The sequence below is a fragment of the Polyangiaceae bacterium genome (assembly GCA_015075635.1).
Classification (GTDB): Bacteria; Myxococcota_A; Polyangia; order Polyangiales; family Polyangiaceae; genus JADJKB01.
In genome coordinates, this window is record JABTUA010000002.1 from 434,098 (window position 1) to 450,129 (window position 16,032).

At 69.4% G+C, this 16,032-nt stretch carries 17 protein-coding genes; 9 read left to right on the forward strand and 8 right to left on the reverse strand.

The window, feature by feature from the left end; all coding sequences use genetic code 11:
* Nucleotides 1–400 precede the first annotated feature (400 nt).
* The gene (locus tag HS104_18225; protein ID MBE7481901.1) at nucleotides 401–1,144 is read left to right on the forward strand and encodes a hypothetical protein; all 744 of its coding nucleotides are present in this window, start codon (nucleotides 401–403) and stop codon (nucleotides 1,142–1,144) included.
* Nucleotides 1,145–1,178: 34 nt separating this feature from the next.
* On the opposite strand, the gene HS104_18230 is transcribed toward HS104_18225, so the two are convergent.
* The gene (locus tag HS104_18230) at nucleotides 1,179–2,519 is read right to left on the reverse strand and encodes a radical SAM protein (GenBank protein MBE7481902.1); all 1,341 of its coding nucleotides are present in this window, start codon (nucleotides 2,517–2,519) and stop codon (nucleotides 1,179–1,181) included.
* 107 nt (nucleotides 2,520–2,626) lie between these two features.
* Here HS104_18230 and HS104_18235 point away from each other — a divergent pair, with 107 nt between their 5' ends.
* Genes HS104_18235 through HS104_18245 form a run of 3 tightly spaced genes read left to right on the forward strand, consistent with a single transcriptional unit; the run spans nucleotide 2,627 to nucleotide 4,246 of the window.
* Nucleotides 2,627–2,914 carry an AbrB/MazE/SpoVT family DNA-binding domain-containing protein gene (locus HS104_18235; GenBank protein ID MBE7481903.1) on the forward strand — a complete coding sequence of 96 codons (288 nt, stop codon included), beginning with the start codon at nucleotides 2,627–2,629 and terminating at the stop codon, nucleotides 2,912–2,914.
* Nucleotides 2,898–3,323, forward strand: coding sequence for a PIN domain-containing protein (locus HS104_18240; GenBank protein MBE7481904.1), 426 nt, complete (start codon nucleotides 2,898–2,900; stop codon nucleotides 3,321–3,323). Before HS104_18235 ends, HS104_18240 begins: the two co-directional genes overlap by 17 nt.
* A 53-nt stretch (nucleotides 3,324–3,376) precedes the next feature.
* Complete coding sequence (locus HS104_18245) at nucleotides 3,377–4,246, forward strand: hypothetical protein (GenBank protein ID MBE7481905.1); 870 nt, start codon at nucleotides 3,377–3,379, stop codon at nucleotides 4,244–4,246.
* Between the two features lie 2 nt (nucleotides 4,247–4,248).
* Here HS104_18245 and HS104_18250 read toward each other — a convergent pair whose 3' ends face one another.
* Nucleotides 4,249–5,298 carry a hypothetical protein gene (locus HS104_18250; GenBank protein ID MBE7481906.1) on the reverse strand — a complete coding sequence of 350 codons (1,050 nt, stop codon included), beginning with the start codon at nucleotides 5,296–5,298 and terminating at the stop codon, nucleotides 4,249–4,251.
* 60 nt (nucleotides 5,299–5,358) lie between these two features.
* A complete protein-coding gene (locus HS104_18255) occupies nucleotides 5,359–5,643 on the reverse strand; it encodes a hypothetical protein (GenBank protein MBE7481907.1) in 285 nt (94 codons plus the stop codon).
* Nucleotides 5,644–5,912: 269 nt separating this feature from the next.
* Between HS104_18255 and HS104_18260 the strand changes: the two genes are divergently transcribed.
* Together HS104_18260 and HS104_18265 are read left to right on the forward strand one after the other, a co-directional pair.
* Entirely contained in the window at nucleotides 5,913–6,389 is a 477-nt protein-coding gene (locus HS104_18260) for a hypothetical protein (GenBank protein MBE7481908.1), read from the forward strand.
* Nucleotides 6,390–6,403: 14 nt separating this feature from the next.
* Nucleotides 6,404–7,168, forward strand: a complete 765-nt coding sequence (locus HS104_18265) for a hypothetical protein (GenBank protein ID MBE7481909.1) — start codon at nucleotides 6,404–6,406, stop codon at nucleotides 7,166–7,168.
* A 6-nt stretch (nucleotides 7,169–7,174) separates the two neighbouring features.
* Here HS104_18265 and HS104_18270 read toward each other — a convergent pair whose 3' ends face one another.
* Nucleotides 7,175–9,067: an ABC-F family ATP-binding cassette domain-containing protein gene (locus HS104_18270; protein MBE7481910.1), complete on the reverse strand. Its 1,893-nt coding sequence runs from the start codon at nucleotides 9,065–9,067 to the stop codon at nucleotides 7,175–7,177.
* A 67-nt stretch (nucleotides 9,068–9,134) separates the two neighbouring features.
* Here HS104_18270 and HS104_18275 point away from each other — a divergent pair, with 67 nt between their 5' ends.
* Together HS104_18275 and HS104_18280 are read left to right on the forward strand one after the other, a co-directional pair.
* The gene (locus tag HS104_18275; GenBank protein MBE7481911.1) at nucleotides 9,135–9,434 is read left to right on the forward strand and encodes a MotA/TolQ/ExbB proton channel family protein; all 300 of its coding nucleotides are present in this window, start codon (nucleotides 9,135–9,137) and stop codon (nucleotides 9,432–9,434) included.
* Nucleotides 9,435–9,554: 120 nt separating this feature from the next.
* Nucleotides 9,555–11,201, forward strand: coding sequence for a B12-binding domain-containing radical SAM protein (locus HS104_18280; GenBank protein ID MBE7481912.1), 1,647 nt, complete (start codon nucleotides 9,555–9,557; stop codon nucleotides 11,199–11,201).
* A gap of 2 nt (nucleotides 11,202–11,203) precedes the next feature.
* On the opposite strand, the gene HS104_18285 is transcribed toward HS104_18280, so the two are convergent.
* Both HS104_18285 and HS104_18290 read right to left on the reverse strand, forming a co-directional pair.
* Nucleotides 11,204–11,677 carry a hypothetical protein gene (locus HS104_18285; GenBank protein MBE7481913.1) on the reverse strand — a complete coding sequence of 158 codons (474 nt, stop codon included), beginning with the start codon at nucleotides 11,675–11,677 and terminating at the stop codon, nucleotides 11,204–11,206.
* A gap of 226 nt (nucleotides 11,678–11,903) precedes the next feature.
* Nucleotides 11,904–12,356 carry a CBS domain-containing protein gene (locus HS104_18290; GenBank protein ID MBE7481914.1) on the reverse strand — a complete coding sequence of 151 codons (453 nt, stop codon included), beginning with the start codon at nucleotides 12,354–12,356 and terminating at the stop codon, nucleotides 11,904–11,906.
* A 186-nt stretch (nucleotides 12,357–12,542) separates the two neighbouring features.
* Here HS104_18290 and HS104_18295 point away from each other — a divergent pair, with 186 nt between their 5' ends.
* Nucleotides 12,543–13,847 carry a 6-phosphofructokinase gene (locus tag HS104_18295; GenBank protein MBE7481915.1) on the forward strand — a complete coding sequence of 435 codons (1,305 nt, stop codon included), beginning with the start codon at nucleotides 12,543–12,545 and terminating at the stop codon, nucleotides 13,845–13,847.
* Here the strand turns inward: HS104_18295 and pheA are convergent.
* Nucleotides 13,832–14,644: a prephenate dehydratase gene (pheA, locus tag HS104_18300; protein ID MBE7481916.1), complete on the reverse strand. Its 813-nt coding sequence runs from the start codon at nucleotides 14,642–14,644 to the stop codon at nucleotides 13,832–13,834. The two genes, HS104_18295 and pheA, sit on opposite strands and share 16 nt — an antisense overlap.
* A gap of 4 nt (nucleotides 14,645–14,648) precedes the next feature.
* Complete coding sequence (locus HS104_18305; GenBank protein MBE7481917.1) at nucleotides 14,649–16,028, reverse strand: ferritin-like domain-containing protein; 1,380 nt, start codon at nucleotides 16,026–16,028, stop codon at nucleotides 14,649–14,651.
* Between the last annotated feature and the right edge of the window lie 4 nt (nucleotides 16,029–16,032).

A 16,032-nucleotide genomic window follows, 5' to 3' on the forward strand; every position in this document is an offset into this window, starting at 1 on the left:
CCGTAGATCGAGGTGAGTGGCAAACCCCTTCCTTGCTTCCCTGCTGGCGCTCGCGACGCTGGCGACGACGCGCGCGGCGTTCGCACAATACGGCCTGCCGCCCTGTCCGATGGGTGGCCCCCAATACAGCACGCGACCCTGCGCATACTACCCGCCCCAACCCGGATACGCGCCACAACCCGGATACGCGCCACAACCCGGATACGCGCCACAACCCGGATACGCGCCACAACCCGGATACACCCCACAACCCGGATACACCCCGCAACCCGGATACACCCCGCAACCCGGATACACCCCGCAACCCGGATACACCCCGCAACCCGGATACACCCCGCAACCCGGATACGCGCCTCCGCAGTCCCCGGGCGCGACGCGCGCGGAGCGCGAGCACGAGGACGTGTACCTGTCGCTCTTCTTCGACCTGGTGAGCTTGCGAGTCGGGACCTACGACATCGAGGGCAGCGACGCGGACGCGCGTACCTGGGGCTTCCTCTTCTCGCTGGATCCGGACATCGTCGCCACGGCGGACTACTTCACCTACCGCAGCACGCTGTACGCCGCGATCGGCGGGGGGACGGACGGGCTCGAAGGTCAGCTCGACTGGAACTGGGGGCTGGGAGTGCGCGGCTACTTCGGCGACGCGCACGGACCCTTCGTGCGGGCGGGGATGGGGCTCGGGGTGAAGGGCAACAACAAACTGTATCGGTCGTTCTTCGAGCTCCCGGAGCTGGTCGGCGGCTATCAGGTCCACAGCGACGACTTCCTGCTCGAGGTCTCGGGCAGCGCCGGGCTGGTGCTCGGGGGCCGCTGGTTCACCGGCGACCACGCGGAGCGCCGTATCGACACGGAGCTGCAATGGGGCGGTCGCTTCACGCTTCAGACCGACGGATTCCGGGTGAACGCGCGCTTCCTGCGCATCGAAGCGCGCCAGACGGAGCCGGGAACGCCCATCGACGAGCTGGGCGCAGAGCTCTGCCTCAACCCGGTCTCCGCGCTCTTGGTGTGCGGGACCAGCGCCTGGCATCGCGGCGACGTGAGGCTGCCGAGCGGGCGCTTCAGCGAGTCCACGGCGCTCTACTTCGGCGGCACCGTGGGTATCGGCCAGGTCCTGACCGGAGCGCCGAAGCACCTGGCGGACTGAGCCCAGAGGCGGACGCAGCCTCGCAGGAGGCCGTTCACTTCGGCGGCGGCACGCCGTACTTCTCGGTCATCGGCGGCTCGGGCTCCACGACGGCGTACTCGGCCACGATCGGCGGCTCCGGCTCCGGCGTCGCCGTGGGCTCGGGCGCCGGGGCGGCGTACTCCTCGGCCGAGGGTGGCTCGCCCGGGAATGGATCGGCGGTGGGCGCGCCGGGAGGCGGGCCTTGCGGCCTGTCCGCTGCACAGCCCAGGTTGAACGCCGCGAGGAGCGCAGCCGGGGCCAGCGCGAGCGGCGCGTAACGGCGCTTGTCCCGGACGAGCGCGCGCGCGTCGAGGGTCGCTACCCGATGATAGCAGTAGGGGTTCTCGCTCCCGCCCTCGCAGGTGCGCATGCTGAAGCAGCCGCCACGACACACGCCGGCGTACTCGCAGCTGCGACAGAACCCGGACAGGTCGCGCTTCGAGAAGCTCCGGTTGTAGGCGAACGCGCCGTCTCGGTGCCAGATGTCCGCGAGGCCCTCTTCGGCCAGGCTGCCTTCGGTCTTCTGCGTCGCCTGCAGGGACAGGCACCCTTTGACGCTGCCGTCCGACTGGATGCCCACGTGGCGGCAGCCGGCGTAGCACCCGACCCAGCACTCGACGGGCGACGAGCGATGACGGCGCAGCGTCGCTTCGTAGGGTCCGTAGTAGCCGACGTTGTTGGCGATGCGGACGTTCAGCGGAGAGCTCTCGACCAGGGCCGCGAGCGCGGGGATCACGTGGAGCAAGTCGCGAGGCTCGAGCTGCTCGTCCTTGTGATCCAGCAGGTTGCCCATGGCGGCCCCGAGCTGGAGCTGCCAGACGTAGATCCTGCCGCGCAGCAGCGCCTCCATCTGCTCGAGCTCACGCACGTTGCGCTTCTGCAACGTGGTGATGACGCCGACTGGCAAGCCGACCGCGTGGCAATCGTCGATGAGCTGCATGACTCGCCCGAAGGACCCGGGCGAGCGCCGATGTCGGTCGTGAGTGGCCTCGAGACCGTCGAGGCTCGCGGCGATGCTGACCAGGCCCGCATCCCTCGCGCGGCGCACCAGCTCGCGGTCGGCGCGGGCCGCGTTGGTGATCATGTTCACCGCGATCCCGCGGCCCGAAGCGGCTGCCCCGACGGCCTCCCAGTGCTTCGAGAGCGTGGGCTCGCCGCCCGACAAGGTGATCCGCCGGCAGCCGAGGTCGGCCAGCTCCTGAGCGATCTGGAGCAACCGCGGGCGCTCGAGCTCGTTCGCGCGCGGGCTCCCCGCCCGAGATCCGCAGTGCCCGCAACGCAGGTTGCAGGCCAAGGTCAGCTCCCAGGTGCAGCTCTTCGGCACGTAGCCGAGCCCGTCCACGACTTCCCTCATGACGTCACCTCCGCTGCGGCCGACGCTAGCGTCGGGCGAGGGCTCGTGGATTGACCTCCATCAACGGGCTCGGTTGACAAGGATCTCGTCCTTACTAGAGTAAGGACGTGGCCAAGGTCACGAGCAAGCTCCAGGTCACGGTGCCGAAGGCCATCGCGGAGCAGTACCGCATTCGCCCGGGGGATGACGTGCTCTGGGTGGCGTCTGGGGACGCGGTGCGCATGGTTCCGGCGCGGGCGGCTCCGAAGCAGCGCGGCGCGAAGGCCAGGCTCGCGCTGTTCGATGCGGCCACGGAGAGGCAGCGCGCCAGGGAAGCGGGCCGTGCCCCGTCCGTCGCGCCCGAGGAACGCGGCTGGTCTCGCGCGGAGCTCTACGATCGTGCCCGCGCTCGTTGACACCAACGTCTTGGTCTACCGCTTCGACCCGCGGTTTCCGGACAAGCAGCGGCGCGCCGACGAGCTCCTGCGCCGCGGCATCGCGGCGGATTCGGTACGTATCTCGCACCAGGCAGTCGTGGAGCTCGTGGCCGCGACGACACGCCCGCTGCCCGGCGGAGGCACGCTGCTCTCACGAGAAGAAGCGCTCCGCGAAGCCGAGGAGCTCTTGCTGCAGTTCGACGTCCTGTATCCCAACGAGGCCATGCTTCGGACCGCGCTGCGAGGCGCGGCGGCCTACCAGCTCTCGTGGTTCGACGCCCACATGTGGGCGTACGCCGAGCACTACGGACTGGACGAGCTCTACTCGGAGGACTTCCAGCACGACCGACACTACGGGACCGTTCGAGTCGTCAATCCCTTTCTGTGAAGGCTCCGGCCAGAAAAGCGCGCCGCTCGGTCGGCAGTTGGTAGACTCACCCCATGCAGAAGGACTCGATCGCCGACGCCTCGATGTTCAAGCCTCCCTCGCGCTTGCCGGTGGTGCTCGGCGTGGTGGGCGGCCTGGTGGTGGGCGCCGTCTCTGGCGGGCTGATCGGGGCCCAAGCTGGAAAATCCGGCAAGAGCGCGCGGGGCGAGCGCACCGCCGCCAGCGCTTCGAGCGCAGCGGCCGCCCCTTCGGCCTCGGCGAGCGCGGCGCCCGCCGGCAGCGCCGCGCCGGGAGGCGCGACGGGTGGGCTGGCCGCGCGGGCTGCCAGCGGCGAGGAGGCGGCGAAGAAGGAGATCGAGGCGCGACCGGTCGGGGAGCGCACGGCGGACGAGGTCACGGCCCTGGCGAAGGCGCGGGTCGAGGCGAAGAAGAAGGAGCTCGGCGAGCTCGCCCGCAAGATCACCCTGGTGCCCAAGGTGGCCAAGGCCGACAAAGAGGTCGCCGCGCGGCTCAAGGAGCTCAGCTCCGACCGCGAAATCGCGACGGACACGCTGCGCATGTTCGCCTCGCTTCCGAGCCCCATCGGGCCGGACCTCTTGTATGGCGTCGTTGCGGGAGCGAAGAAGAGCGACACGACCGAGCTCGCCGAAGCGCTGCTCTACTCCAAGGACGTGCGCCCGAAAGCCTCGCTGGAGCTCTCCGCGCTGCTCGATCTGCGCCGGGCCGAGCAGTGCGAGGACGTGAAGAAGGCGCTGGCGGACGTGACACGAAACGCCGACCGCCGCGCGATCGTCCCGCTGATGCGCTACGAGAACAAGCGCGGCTGCGGCGAGAAGAAGACCGACGACTGCTGGAAGTGTCTGCGCGAGGGTGACCTGCTCAAGGAGGCGCAGAAGGCCGTGCAGAAACGCCCGGCGCCCTAGCCTCACGGCATCGGGTGCGCCAGGAAGAACTTCACCATCTCGTCGCTGGCGTCGATGTCCTGCGTGAGCTTGCCCGCCAGGCTGCCCGCGCTCTGGCCGCCGGGCCACTGGTGACCGCCGCCTTCGACGGTGCAGAGCCGCACCGCCGCGCCAGCCTGACACTGAGAGTACTCCACGCAGGTGCTGTCGCCGTTCTTGAAGACCTGGGCCGGTTGACCGTCCGTGCAGCCGGCGTTCTGGGTCCAGAACGCGACGTTCGCGGCGACGCTGAGGGCACCACCCAGGCCGTTGCCGCCGTAGGGCACGACGAGATCCGACGTGCCGTGGAACTCGATCATGGGCATGAAGCGCGTGGGCGTGCAGCCATCCATGGCCAGAGGCCCGGACACCGGCGCGAAGGCCGCGATGCGATTGCTGAGCTCGCACGCCAGGCGATTGCTGAGCATGCCACCGTTGGAGAAGCCGGCGGCGTACACGCGCTTGTCGTCGATGCAGAGGTCGCTCGAGAGCGCGTCGATGAGGTCGCTCACGAACTGCACGTCCGGCGCCTTCTGCGACGCGGCAGAGCCGCAGCACTTCCCGGCGTTCCAGCTCTGGCTGATCCCCTCCGGGTAGGCGACGACGAACCCCTTCGCGTCGGACACCGGCGTCATCTCGCTGATCTTCTCGATCTGCTGCGCGTTCTCCAGGTAGCCGTGGAAGACGAGCACGAGGGGCACCTTCTGCTTGGCGTCGTAGCCGGTGGGGACGTGCACCCGGGCCTTGCGCGTCGCTCCGCCGCTGGTGATGGACCGTTCGGTCGTCCCCGGGGCCACCGGCGCGAGCGAGCACGCGGGCGCAGCTCCCCCGCCACCCGCTCCCGCGCCGCCGTCGGTGCCTCCGCTCCCGCCGGAGCCAGCGCTGCCGCCGCTGCCGCCGCTGCCGCCGCTGGAGACGCTGCCGGCTGCGCCCGCCGCGCCGCCGGTCGCCTTCTTCTCGGCCGGACCCTCGTCGTCCCCTCCACAAGCCACGGCCCCCGAAAGCGCGAGGGACACCACGACGCGTCGCCACATGTCCGGAAGGGTACCCGAGCAGCCGACCCCGATCGAGGCGAGGACTTCCCCGGCTGATTTTCAGCCCTCGAGGCAGTAGCGAGTCACGTGGCTGCGCTCTGGATCCAGACTGCAGACGTAGCCCGCGCAACACTCTTCGTTGGTGGTGCACTGCTTCGCCTCACCGGACGAGTCGGCGCAACCGCTCGGCGCTTGGCGCGGTGCTTCCTCCGCCGGCTTCGTCTCCTCCACGGCGGGTGCAGCGGGCGCCTCTGCAACCTGCTGCGCGCCACCGCAGGAGACGCCAAACACCATCCAGGCGCCGATCACCAACGACCCGGCCAACCAGTGACGTGTGCTCTGCATCGGGACCTCCTCTGCTGAGCTTCAGTGTAGCTTCGGGCGCGAGCGTGAGCGCGGCAGGCGTGCGCAGATTGTGCGCGCCTGCAGTATCACCGAGACGGCTCTTCTCCCCTTGCCGACTCGATCGCCCTCGAGCCCTCGCCCTTCCCGGCACGTCGTGGAAGATCGGCCCCGCTCGCTGGAGTTGCCGGACTTTTCGCGAGCGTACGCGGCCGGGTGATCGCTGCGCTTCCAACGAAGCCGGCGGGCCCGTAACCTTCGCCGGCCAGGGGATGCAAACGGTTCGCGTCACTCCCAATGTCGAGCCGCCGCTTCGTGCCGCGTGGCTTCACGTGCTCTTCCCGCTCGCAGCCGGCACGCTGGTCTACCTCTTGGCCCGCCCGGCGGGCCTTCGCGTCTTCGGCTGGGTCGAGGCCGTGGGGCTCGCGGAGAGCCTGAACCGCGCCCGCGACGCCAGCCACTCCGTGGTCGCCGCCCTCCCGGCCTTGGTCCGCTTCAGCCTCCCGAACGCGCTCTGGGTCTACTCCTTCGCCTGGTTGCTCTCCGCGCTGTGGGACCACCGCGCGACGCGGCAGAGCTTGCCGTGGCTGCTCATCGCGCCGGTGCTGGGGCTCGGCTGGGAGCTCGGGCAACTCGCCGGCACAGTGCCCGGAACCTTCGACCCGCTCGACCTCGCGCTCACGTTCGTCGCCAGCTTGCTGGCTCTGAAGAGACCCCTCGCGCCGCTCCTTCCGGTGAAAGTCAGGTGAATCCCATGCGTCCGATGACCCGCCACCTCCTCTCCCTCCTGGCCACTGGCGTCTTCGCCGCCTTGGCCCTCGGCACGTCGAAGCCCTCGCCCGAGGAAGAGAAGCGCAGGGCCGACGAGCAGGTGCAGCTCCGCGCGCTCTACGACGACTGGGTCAAGAAGGTCGGCAGCGGGTACGAGAAGATCTCGAGCATGGCCAAGACCGGGATGGCCGAGAAGGCTTGCGACGGTCCCGCGCTATTGGCGTTGGCCAAGGAGGACCACCAGCTGCGCATCCCCACGGTGTACGGCCCGTTCCTGTCGCGCTTCGCCTCGGCGAACAAGTCGGACTGGCAGGAGGACAAAGGCCCCTGGGCGTTCCTGACGGAGAGCACCTTCCGCGGTCACTTCGAGAAACACGCCAGCGAGCGCGACGCGTACGCGCTCGACGGCACCGCGCGGTTCATCAAGAACGATTGGCAGAAGAACCGCTTCCTGATCGTGCTCTGGCCCGACGACGAGAAGGCCAACCGCTTGCCCCTGCTCGGCGCCGACAAGTCGTTCGAGTCCGGCAGCTTCAAGGGTTGGCTCCTGATGCTCGACTCGGTGGACGCCAACGTCGTCTGCCAGAAGCAGCTCTCCGTCGAGAGCAGCGAGAAGGTGACCTCCGGGCAGACCTTCAACAAGGACCCGCAGAAGGCCATCGTGAAAGACTTCCAGGATCGCTTCGAGGCTCAGCTCGAGGCGGCGCTCCCGCCCAAGGTCAAGAGCACGAACAACATGGGCTCCTTGCTGAAATAGCCCTCTTCACCCGAGCGCCGCGAGCTCCGTCTCCAGCGTCTCCCACTCCGCGGTCAGCGCCGCGAGCTCCGCTTCCAGGCGGGTTCGTTCGGCCTGGTGGCGCTCGATCTGCTCCCGGGGCGTGCGCTCGAAAAAGCCGGGCGCGCAGTAGGCCTCGTTGATCTCGCTCAGGCGCGCCTCGACGACGCCGATCTTGTCCAGCACCTCGTCGCGCCGCTTCGGCAGCGAGCGCTGGCGGTTCGTCCGCGCGTTGCTCGGTGCCGCGGCCGGTGCCGGGGGCTCCTTGTTCTTCTTGGTCTTGGCGGCCAGCGCCACCTGCTCGGCGTCCAGGTGATCGTCGCCCTGGCGCTCGAGGTACTCCTGATAGGTGCCGGCGAAGTCGTTCAGGCCCTCCGCCCGGATCTCGATCACGCGCGTGGCGAGCCGGTCCACGAACCAGCGATCGTGGGAGACGAAGATCAGCGTGCCCTGGTACGACTCGAGCGCCTCGACCAGGGCCTCGATGGACTCGAGATCCAGGTGGTTCGAGGGCTCGTCCAGGACCAGCACGTTCGGCTTCTGGACCATCAGGCGGCTGAAGATCAGGCGCGTGGCCTCGCCGCCGCTCAGCGCAGAGACCGGTTTTTCGACGTCGGGGCCGGAGAACAGCAGTCGTCCCAGAATGCCGCGCACGAAGCTCGTCCCCTCCTCCGGACAGATGTCCCAGAGGTAGTCGAGCGCCGTCTGCGTGGGGTTCGTGAGCTGCTCCTTGTGGTCCTGCGCGAAGTAGCCGACCTGGGCCTCGTGGCCCCAGTCCACGCGGCCCGCGTCGCGCTCCAGGTTACCGGTGATGATCTTGAGCAGAGTGGACTTACCGAGGCCGTTGGCGCCGATCACCGCCACGCGCTCGCCGCGGCGAATCGTCAGCGACACGCCGGAGAGCACGGACTTTTCGCCGTAGGACTTGCTCACGCCGTCGAGCACGAGCACGTCCCGCCCGCTCGGACGCGCGATCTCGAAGCGGAGCTTGGGGTAGCGTCGAGAAGAGGTAGGGAGCGTCTCGACCTCGATCTTCTCGATCTGCTTGAGGCGGCTCTGGGCCTGGCGCGCCTTGGAGGCCTTGGCGCGGAAGCGCTCCACGAAGGCCTTCTTGTGGGCGAGGATCTTCTCCACCCGCGCGATCTCGTTCTCCTTGCGCTCTCGCGTCTCCACCTTCATCTGGTGGAAGGCCGAGTAGTTCCCCGGGTATTCGATGATCGTGCCGTAGTCCACGTCCAGGATGTGGGTGGCGATGTTGTCCATGAAGCGCTGGTCGTGGCTGATCACCACGGCACAGCCGCGGTAACCGTTCAGGAAGCGCTCGAGCCAGCGGATGCTCAGGATGTCCAGGTGGTTGGTGGGCTCGTCGAGCAACACGATGTCCGGGCGGCTGACCAGCACCTGCGCCAGGAGCACGCGGAGCTTGTAGCCTCCGCTCAGCGTCCGGAGCGGCAGGCGGATCGACGCCTCCGGAATGCCGAGCCCCATCAGCACCTGAGCCGCCCGCGCCTCCAGGGTGTAGCCGTCGTGCGCGCGCAGGAGCTCGTCGATCTCCGCGATCCGCTCCGGCGAGGGCTCGGCGTCCTGCTCCTTCAGCGCGCGGTGCACGAGCTCGTCGCCCATCATCGCCACGTCCAGGATGAGCTGCTCGTCGCTCTCGAAGCGGTCCTGTCGCAGGACCCCGAGCCGAGCGTTCTTCGCGAACGTGACCTCCCCGCCGCTCGCCGGCTCGCTGCCGCTCAGGATCTTCAGGAAGGTGGTCTTGCCGGAGCCGTTGGCACCCACCAAGCCGTAGCGGCAGCCGGCGTTCAGCTGCAGCGTCACGTCGTCGAACAGAGCCTGCGGGCCGAAGCTCTTGCTCAGGTTGGAGATCGCGATCACGGCCGCGGGCACTTAGCACGACCGGGCTGTCGACCGGCGTCCGCCGCACGTCTATCCTCCGCTCCGCATGGCGGAAGCCGAGAAAAAGCCCAGCGGCCGCGGCCTGGTCTGGGTCGGTCTGGCGATGGTGATCCTCGGTCCCGCCGGAGGCTTCGCGGCCACCGTGCTCGGCGTGCACGGCGCCTTCGGGGGAGCCCACCAAGTGGACCCCGCCCACAAGGCCAAGGTCGTCGCCGACGGGATCAGCGGCGCGATGAACTGGGCGCTCTTCGGCACTGGAGTGGGCGTGGTCGGCGCGGCCGTGCTCGCGGTGGGCATCTACCACGTGTTGCGCTCGCGCCCGGGCGCACCAAAGTCGCCGGAGTGAGCCCGGCGGGCACGCGAACATGACGCCCGTCAACTTCGGACCGGCGCGCTGCGCGTAGGGTGCCGCCCCTCAGCTGCGCCGGGCCGTGCCCGCGGCAGGCGCCGAGGGACGGAGAGACACATGCGAGCACTGTTGGTGTGGCCCAAGTTCGACAGCTTCACGTTCTGGAATTTCGAGAAGGTCTGCGAGCTCGCCGGCGTGAAGTACATGACGCCGCCCCTGGGCCTGCTCACCGTCGCCGCGCTCTTGCCGGACCACTGGGAGCTACGCGTGGTGGACGAGAACGTCCGCATGCTCGAGGACGCCGACTACGACTGGGCCGACATCGTGATGGTCGGCAGCAAGATCGTGCACCGCAAACGGGCGCTCGAGGTGGTCCGCACCGCCCGCGCTCGCGGCCTGCCGGTCGTGGTCGGGGGCCCCGACCCCACGCTCTCGTCCCACTTCTACTCGGAAGCCGGCGCCAACTTCCTGTGCCTGGACGAGGGCGAGGTCACCGTGCCGAAGCTGCTCGCGGATCTGGAGCGGGGCGCCGAGAGCGGGGTCTACCGCGCCGACCGCCTCCCCGACCTGGCCGAGGAGACCCCCGTACCGCGCTTCGACCTGATCGATCACCGGGACTACCTGTACGTCGGCGTGCAGTACTCGCGAGGCTGCCCTTACCACTGCGAGTTCTGCAACGTCATCGACCTGTTCAAGAACGAGTACCGCACCAAGACCCTGCCGCAGGTGCTGAAGGAGTTCGACCTGCTCTACTCCCTGGGCTACCGCGGGCAGCTCGACTTCTTCGACGACAACCTGGTCGGCCACATGAAGAACGTGAAGCCGTTCCTGCGCGGCATCATCGATTGGCTCGAGCAGCACGACTTCCCCTTCCAGCTCTCGACCTCGGTGACGCTGAACATCGCCAAAGATCCGGAGCTCCTCGAGCTGTTCCGCCAGGCACGCTTCAAGTACCTGCTCGTGGGCATCGAGACGCCGGACGAGTCCGCGCTCCGGAGCGCGCAGAAGCCGCAGAACACCGGCTTTTCCATCGCCGAGGCGGCCAACGAGATCTACACCAAGGCCGGCTGCACCATCCACTCGGGCTTCCTGCTCGGGATGGACGGCGAGGCGCCGGACATCGCCGACCAGATCATCCGTTGCATCGACGAGGCCTGCGTGCCCTGGGTGATGGCCGGCGTGGTGTATCCGCTGCCCGGGACGCAGCTGTCCAAGCGGCTCGATCGCGAGGGCCGGCTTTTCCCGGCGGCTCGCTTCGAGCTGGCCGAAGGCGCACGCGACCAGATCTCGGCCGGCATCCAGTTCAAGACGCAGCGGCCGGCCAAGGACGTGCTGCGCGACCTGGTCCGGGTCATGCACCACTCCTTCGATCCGGAGAACTACTTCCAGCGCTGCGCCGACGTCGCGGTGCGCCTGAACACCATCCCGATGATCATGCCCGGCGTGCACGTCTTCAAGCGCAACGTCCGGACGTTCGCGCGCTTGTGCGTCGAGATGACGAAGAACCCCAAGACCCGCGGTCCGTTCTGGCGCGCGTTCACCAAGGTCGTGGCCAAGAACCACGCCGGCGTCGAGGCACTGGCGACGCTGGCGGTGCTCTACGTTCACTTCCAGTCCATGCTCCCCTACTGCTACGAGAAGCTGGCCGAACAGGAGGCCGCGCTGGCGGAGCAGGGCGAGGAGCGCTGGTTGGAGAAGAACTTGCGGGAGCCGAAGGGCGCGAAGCTGCGGGTCGTTCAGCCCGAAGCGGTCGCCGCCAACTGACCTCACTTGTCGAGGCGCGACTTCAGCTGGGCCAGCTCGTCTTCGATGGCCTGACCGTCGTCCTCGGGCGGCTCGGGCGCTGCTCTGCGCGCGACCCGCACCGGCGGCTCGAACGCTCTCGGCGCGGCGGCCTTGGCGGGGGCGCTGGCGGCGGTCTCCTGCTTCGCCTCGCGCCGCGCGCGCCAGCGGTGCCGGCCGTACAGCGCGAGCAGGCCCACGAGCCCCAAGAGCAGGAACCAGTGCCAGTAGCTGAGCACCATCCCGATCACGCCGAGCACCAGTAGAAACCCGAGCACGCCCAGCACGATCAGCTTGGTGCGCTTGCGCTTGGCCAGCGCCGCTTGCTCGACCTTGCGCTGCGCGCGCTCCTCGTCGCTCGACAGCGCGTCTTCGAGCGCGCGCTCGGCGGCCTGTTTCGCCGCAGAGAACGCCGCCTTCGCCGTCAGCTCCTCGCTGGCTCGCTTCAGATCACCCATGAGAGCCCGAGCAGGATGCGCCGATGCGCCCAGGCGGGCAAGCTCCGGCGCCACATGACCAGTCTTGCCATTGTCAGACGACCGGAGGAAGCACCCGAAGGGTGTCACGATCCGCCATTGAGAGGGGAGCGCGAGAACCGGCCGGACCCGGCGCCAGCTGTTTCGACAGAGCGGAAGCGTCGCGTGACGTTCGCTGCCGTCAGCGGAGCGAGAATGGAGGAACCAGCTAGTTCGGCCGGCGCTCGCTCACCGCCGAGAGCGTCTTGGTGACGCCGGCCGCGCCGAAGCGCTCGAGCAAGCTCCCCGACTGGGTGTGGCGCGCGATGTCGCCGAGGGTGACGATGCCGACCAGCAGACCGAGCTCGTCGATGACCGGGATGCGGCGCACCTGGGCGCTCAGCATCTTCTGCTCGATCTCGTGGAGCGAGGCGTGCGGCGAGCACGAGACCAGGCGCTTGCTCATCGCGCTCGAGACGCTGGACGCTACGAGGGGCACCCCCTGGGTGTACGCGGCCATGCAGATGTCACGATCGGTGATCATCGCGACGACTCGCCCTTCCTCGTCCACCACCGGCAGGTCCCCCAGGTCTCCCTCCCACATGATTCGCGCGGCCTCCGCCAGGGTGTCGCCGACGCGGCAAGTGCGGACGTGGTGGGTCATCAGGTCTCGTGCCTTCATTGCTCTACCTCCCTTGCGCGCTCCGCCAAGCAAGCAGCGCGCCAACGCGAATCGCTGCCAAAGCAACGGCGGAGGCGGTAATCACTTCGTGCCCGTGCGGGGTGCACGCGCGAACTGCGCATCACGCAGTGCGCAACGCGACGCGGTGTGGTGAAACGCACCGGCGGGCGTGTAGTCTCCCGCCCCATGACGCTCGCCCCCTCAGCCATTCGTCGCGCCGGGATCGTGTTCGCCGGAGGCCCGGCGCCCGGCGCCAACGCCGTGATCGCGGCGGCGACCATGGCCTTCCGCCGCAACGGTCGCGAAGTGCTCGGGTTCATGAACGGCTACGCCAGCCTGTCGGAGTACGACCCGGCCGAGCGCCCGCTCGCGGACGGCACGGACTACTTCCTGTTCCAGGACCACCACTTGCGCGGGCTCCGGAACGCCCGCGGCATCCTGGTCGGGACCTCCCGGGCGAACCCCGGCAAGGCCGTGCGCTCGCGCGCCGACCTGGCCGATCCGGTGAAGACGGCCCCTCTCGACCGCGTCTACCGCGGGCTCACGGATCTGGGCGTGGACGCCCTCGTCTCCATCGGCGGCGACGACACGCTAAAGACCGCCAACCTGCTCTACGAGTACCAGCGCCAGCTGCCGGCGGAGGCGAAGAAGGTCCGCGTGGTCCACGTGCCCAAGACCATCGACAACGACTACCGGGGCATCGACTTCACTTTCGGGTTCTTCACCGCGGTGGATTTGATGGGCAAGGAGCTGCTCAACCTGCGCGCCGACGCGATGGCGACCAAGGGTTACTTCATCGTCGAGACGATGGGACGCAAGACCGGTTGGCTCGCCTACGGCGTCGCCATCGCCGGCGAGGCGCACATGGTCGTCGGCGTGGAGGACATCGAGGGTGAGCTGGCGGTCGAAGAAGAAGTCCGCGACGCCACCGGCGCGGTGAAGAAGGAGGTGCGACTGTCCCTGGACGCGCTCTGCGATCGCATCGTGGATCTGATCCTGACCCGCGAGCGCCGCGGCAAGCACTACGGGACAATCGTCCTGGCGGAAGGGCTGGCCGAGGTGTTGCCGCAGTCGTTCCTGAGCGGCATCCCGCGGGACGACCACGGTCACATCTCGCTCGGCCGCGTGGACATCGGCAAGCTGATCGCCGAGCTCGCGGCCAAGCGCTTCCGCGAGCGCACCGGCCGCGACAAGAAGCTGACCGGCGTCCAGCTCGGCTACGAGTCGCGCTGCGCGGCGCCGCACGCCTTCGACGTGATGCTCGGCAGCCAGCTCGGGCTCGGCGCCTATCGCGCGCTGGTCGATCGCGAGCTGGACGGACACATGGTCAGCGTGACCGGACAGCTCGACCTGCAGTTCGTGCCCTTCGGCGAGCTCGTGGATCCCGAGACGCTGCACACCGGCGTGCGCTATCTGCGCACCGGCAGCGACTTCCACAAGCTGGCGCGCCAGCTCGAGACGAGGATCGAGAAGGCTCAAGCCCGCGGGTAGGACCCGAACACCTTCAGCCAGCTGGCCTTCTCGCGCACGCGTTGGATGGCCTCCGCCACCAGCGGATCTTCGCGGTGGCCCTCGAGATCCACCAGGAAGACGTAGATGCCCAGCGCGTCGCGGGAGGGGCGCGACTCGATCTTCGTCAGGTTCACGCCCCGGGACGCCAGCTCACTCAGCACCTCGACCAAGGTCCCGGGCCGGTCGTGCGCCGTCTTGAACGCGAGGCTGGTCTTGTCACGGCCGCTCCGCGGGGCGTCGCGTTCCGCCACGACCACGAAGCGCGTGACGTTGCCGGCGCGGTCCTGGATCGAGCGCTCCAGGATCTCACCGCCCAGGCGCGAGGCGGCGCGCTCCGCGCCGATGCCGGCCGCCCCCGTCTCGCCGAGGGCGCGCTCCACGCCGGCCACGGTGGACAGCGTGGCCTCCAGCCGGGCAGCCGGGAGCACCCGCGCCAAGTACTTGCGGCACTGCGCCAAGGCTTGCGGGTGCGAGTAGACCACCGTCAGCTCGTCGCGTCGCGTGCCCGGCCGCGCGATCAAGCAGTGCTCCACCGGCACGACGACCTCGCCCGCGATGCAGAGGTCCGTGTCGTGGATCAAGAGATCCAGCGTCTCGCTGACCGAACCCTCGATGCTGTTCTCGATGGCCAGCACGCCGGCGTCGGCCCCGCCGCTCGTCACTGCAAGGGCCACGGCAGCGTGGCTGGCGACCGCCACGTACTCGGCGTCCGGCGCCCAGGCCGAGGCCGCGCTCTCGCCGAACGTTCCCGGCGGGCCGAGGTGCGCGAGCCGCATCGGCTCAGGCGGCCTTCTGCTGCTCGACGCGCGTGAGCGCCAGGGCGCAGGGCTCGATCACCTCGCCCAGCACGCGCCGGCGGAGCTCCGCCCGGAGCGGCTCGTCGAGCACGCCGTGCGCGCGCAGTCGGGCTGCGCGGGGCTCTGCGGGCGGCCGCACCTGGCGCGCCCCGTCGAGCGCGAGCGCGAGCTCCTCTTCGAGCACGTGGTCGAGCGCGCCACCGGCCTTGGCGAGCGCCCACTGCGCGAAGCGCCAGGCCAGCTCGGCGTGGCGCCGCTCGTCACGCGCGATGCCGCGGAGGATGCTCCGGAGCCGCGGTTCCACCGCGTATTCTGCCGCTTCTTCCGCCTCCACGGCCGCGACCGTCTCGCCGATGCAGCCCTCTCGCACCGTCAGCCGCAGCACCTGCTCGAGCCCGTGGTCCAGGTCGAGCGCGCCGTCGATGGCGAGCGGGCCGGGACCGACGGGGCGTCCGGCGTGAGCGCTGGCCAGCGCGAAGCAGATCCGCGCGTGCTCGGTCTCGTCGCCCAGCGCGCGCTGCGCCAGCGTCACCAGCTCCGGCGGCGCCCCCAGGGCGAGCAGCTGAAGCGTGAAGCGGGCGAACGCCGCTACCGAAGCGTGCTCCATCAGGCCGATCTCCGTCCAGCGCTCTGCGAGCCGTGCGCGCGAGCCGGCGTCGAGACCCGAGCAGTCCAGCTCGAGCGCCGCGCACCAGTCGGCGCGGGCCGCCGGGTCCGCCAGGCGCTCGGTGCCCGCCACCAGGAACGGGCGGCCGATGGCGCAGCCTGCCGAGACGCACACGCGGCGCCCGCCGGACATGGAGCAAGACTTGCCCGGCTCGCAGTCCGCGTCGCCGCCGCACTGATCCGCGCCGGTCTGGCAGGCATAGACGATGGGGCCGCAGCTCGGCTCCGAGTCGTAAGAGGTGCACAGCTTGCCGCCGCCGCAGTCCGCGTCGGACTTGCAGCTCGCGGTCACGCAGCGTCCGATGGGATCGCCACACACGCAGATCTGCCCTTGGCCGCAGTCCTGATCGGTGCGACAGCCCGTCTGGCACTGGCAAGTACCCATGGGTGGCGCGTCGCAGTAACCCAGCGGATCCGCGGCGCAGTCGGCGTCCGTGCTACAGCCGCCTCCACCTGCCGGCGCGCAGCTGTACGCGGGCCGCGGCACGCTGCTCGGGCACTCCACGACGCTGGCGCGGTGAGTGAAGCCCGACTCGCAGCGCTCGTAGCCGGTGTCCTGGCCGGTGATGAGCGGGGTCGGGTTGGTGCAGGGGTAGCTCTTGCCGCCGCCGTCGCTCTCCGTGGAGCCGCAGCCTGGGAGTCCGAGGGCGAGCAGGAACGCGGCGCTCACCGCGGGCAGATGGGTTCTGAGGCGCATCCCC